The organism is Pseudescherichia vulneris, assembly GCF_902164725.1.
In the GTDB taxonomy this organism is placed as follows: domain Bacteria; phylum Pseudomonadota; class Gammaproteobacteria; order Enterobacterales; family Enterobacteriaceae; genus Pseudescherichia; species Pseudescherichia vulneris.
This window is the reverse complement of record NZ_LR607338.1, coordinates 311,542-314,731: the sequence shown is the minus strand read 5'-3', so window position 1 is coordinate 314,731 and position 3,190 is coordinate 311,542. Positions and strand designations below refer to the sequence as shown.

4 protein-coding genes are annotated in these 3,190 nt (G+C 50.2%); 3 read left to right on the top strand and 1 reads right to left on the bottom strand.

Annotation, left to right across the window (positions count from 1 at the left end; genetic code table 11):
• On the bottom strand, positions 1–731 hold a 731-nt coding region (locus tag FN633_RS01230; RefSeq protein WP_154058784.1), incomplete at its 3' end, for a GntR family transcriptional regulator.
• Between the two features lie 280 nt (positions 732–1,011).
• Here FN633_RS01230 and FN633_RS01225 point away from each other — a divergent pair.
• From FN633_RS01225 to FN633_RS01215, 3 genes are all read left to right on the top strand, one after another.
• Positions 1,012–1,470, top strand: a complete 459-nt coding sequence (locus FN633_RS01225) for a PTS sugar transporter subunit IIA (RefSeq protein WP_154056465.1) — start codon at positions 1,012–1,014, stop codon at positions 1,468–1,470.
• Positions 1,471–1,503: 33 nt separating this feature from the next.
• Entirely contained in the window at positions 1,504–1,782 is a 279-nt protein-coding gene (locus FN633_RS01220) for a PTS sugar transporter subunit IIB (protein WP_103821585.1), read from the top strand.
• 32 nt (positions 1,783–1,814) lie between these two features.
• Positions 1,815–3,190: PTS ascorbate transporter subunit IIC (locus tag FN633_RS01215; protein WP_154058783.1), on the top strand; the 1,376-nt coding region annotated here is incomplete at its 3' end.

The following is a 3,190-nucleotide window of genomic DNA, read 5'->3' as shown; positions in this document are numbered from 1 at the left end:
GGCCGCCGAGAATCCTGCCTTAGCGGGAAGATCCGTGTATTAATCATCGCGATATTGACCTCGCAGGGCGTCCCATCATCAAGAAACACCGTCTCCGTAAGCTCAATAACCGCATCATTCTCCTTTAGTTGCAACAACGCCAGTATATCCGCATCGGTCAAATTGATTGCGGCCAGGTTCTGGTCCCTGCGCTGGATCTTTTTACCGGTAATCTGTTCGATATAGGAGAATTTCGAGATCTCCAGCTTGTTGAACTCCATGCTGCTAAACATGCTCACCGGCAGATGGCTATGCTCCAGCGCAACGGGAATATCATCGAAGCACATCAGGCGTAAAATTTTATACACCTTGTCGTTGTTCTTAATGCGTAACGCCTGGGCCATATCATGCGAGGGAACGCGGATAATGCTGACGGCGATAACCTTTCGCACACCCTTGTAACCGTGCTTCTGTGCCTGATAGTCAAAAGGGGAGAGCGCGTGAAACCTGCCCGCATGGTTGCTTATACCAATTGAGCCCACGTACAGGCCGGAACCTTTAACCCGGTAGATCCTCTGCTGCTCGATTAAAATGCGCGTGGCTTCGCGAACGGTGGCGCGGGTAATACCAATGTTTTTGGCAATAGCAATTTCAGTATCCAGCTTATCGCCGGGCAGCAGGCTATCATCCTTAATCTTTCGCAGGATGTAATCAACGACCTCTCTCTGTTTCTCTGTTATGCCATCGACCATTGATCTTATTCCCAGCGAATGTGAAAGCGTGGCTCTTCTGAGCCTGTCTATACATGTATGCCTGATGTTCTCATCTCAGCACTACTTGAGTGATATAGAGATGTGATCGGCTTAACGAATTTGCATCCAAATTCCGTGAGTTCCCGGCAATGTGACCGTTACATGTTGTATCTGCCCAGATCCCGGTCCACTATCTAGATGACTATACATCTTAAAGATGTCTATACGTAGACAGTAGCCTGAAACAGAAAAGCGCGTTTTTTAGATCGGGGAGAAAAACATGTCGCAATTGGCAAAGTGGTTGAATAACGAAAAAGTTCAGTACGTTGAAAAAGTCGCGGACTGGAAAGAAGCCATTCAAATTGCCGGGCTTCCTCTCCTCAATGAAGGGGCGATATCACAGCGCTATATCGAGGCCATCATCCGCCAGAAAGAGGAGATTGGGCCTTACTTCGTTATCGCACCGCGAATTGCCATGCCGCACGCTCGTCCGGAAGAGGGCGCTCAGGCGCTGGGCTTATCGGTAGTTAAGCTGGCTGAACCGGTGGTTTTTGATGCAGATGAGAACGATCCGGTAGATACCCTGTTTATGTTTGCTGCCCCGGACAGTAATAGCCATATAGAGATGATCTCGCAGTTGGCTGAACTGCTCTCCGATGAAGAAGAAATGGAAAAGGTCTTCAACGTGTGCAGCAAAGAAGAGCTGAATGCAATTTTACTGGGCGATAGCGCGCAGTAGACGAACAGTAATCAACGATTAATGAGGTGAGTTATGAAAATGATGGCGGTGTGTGGTTCAGGTCTGGGCAGCAGCTTCATGATGGAAATGAACATCAAAAAAGTGCTGAAAAATCTTAATATTGTGGCGGATGTCGAACACTCAGATCTCGGTTCTGTCACGCCCGACGTGGCTGATGTGTTTGTCATGGCGAAAGATATCGCCTATAGCGCTAACCTGCCCGAGAACAAAATTATCATCATCAATAACATTATCGACTTGAAAGAGATCGAGCAAAAAATACGTGAGTATTTTGAGAAAAATAACGCGTAAAGCGAGATGAACATCTTCCCGTAGAGGTTAATATGTTTATTCAAAACCTGTTGCAGTTTGTCGTCGACGTGCTGAAGGTGCCCTCCATCCTTGTGGGGCTGGTGGCGCTCTTCGGGCTTGTGGCACAAAAAAAGCCTTTCCCGGATGTGATTAAAGGAACCGTAAAAACCATTCTCGGCTTTTTAGTTCTGGCTGGCGGGGCCTCTGTTCTGGTCAGTTCCCTCACGCCGTTGGGCGATATTTTTAAAGAAGCGTTCGACGTTCAGGGGATCATCCCTAACAACGAAGCGATGGTCTCAATCGCCCTCGCCAAGTACGGCGCGCCGACCACGCTGATTATGGCCTTCGGCATGGTAGCAAATATTGTCGTCGCCAGGTTTACCCGTCTGAAATATATCTACCTGTCAGGGCACGTGACGTTTTACATGGCCTGCATGGTGGCGATTATTCTCTCGGTAGCCGGTTTTGAAGGTGTTCAGCTTATCTATACCGGGTCTTTAGCGTTGGGTATGTTGATGGCCGCGTTCCCGGCGCTGGCTCAGCCCTATATGCGTAAAATCGTCGGCGGTGACCAGGTGGCTTTGGCGCATACCGGCACTATCGGCTACGTTCTCTCGGGCTGGATTGGTACCCTGGTAGGTAAAGGATCCAAGTCCACCGAAGAGATGAACATGCCGAAAAACCTCAGTTTTTTGCGCGACAGCACCATCTCTATCTCACTGACGATGATGGTTATCTACCTCATCCTGTCGGTATCGGCAGGCAAAGAGTACGTTGAGGCCAACTTCAGCGGCGGGCAAAACTATCTGGTCTACTCCTTTATCCAGGCAATTACCTTTGCGGCGGGCGTGTTTATCATTCTGCAAGGCGTGCGCTTAATCCTGGCGGAGATCGTTCCGGCCTTTACCGGCTTCTCTGAGAAGCTGGTGCCGAACGCCGTACCTGCGCTCGACTGCCCGATTGTGTTCCCTTACGCGCCAAACGCGGTGCTGGTTGGGTTTATCTCTAGCTTCGTCGGCGGCCTGGTAGGGCTGTTTATCCTCGGTCAGCTTCACTGGGTATTGATCCTGCCTGGCGTGGTTCCGCACTTCTTCTGCGGTGCGACCGCAGGGGTGTTCGGTAATGCTACCGGCGGTAAACGGGGTGCCATCTGTGGGGCGTTTGCTCACGGGATCTTAATTACCTTCCTGCCTGTTGCGCTGCTGCCGGTTCTGGGGGCGATTGGACTCACCAACACCACTTTCTCCGATACCGATTTCGGCGTAGTAGGTATCGTTCTCGGCAATATGGCTCAGTTTATGGATAAGGGGATGATTACCCTGACCATTACCGGCATCTTTGCGCTGCTGGTTATCTATAACTTTACGGCTAAGAAGAAAATGCCAGTGGAAGAGGGCACGGGACAGTA

Excerpts from the sequence above, each read along its gene's own strand:
- FN633_RS01225 (WP_154056465.1), top strand. The coding sequence starts at position 1,012 with ATGTCGCAATTGGCAAAGTGGTTGAATAACGAAAAAGTTCAGTACGTT.
- FN633_RS01220 (WP_103821585.1), top strand. The coding sequence starts at position 1,504 with ATGAAAATGATGGCGGTGTGTGGTTCAGGTCTGGGCAGCAGCTTCATG.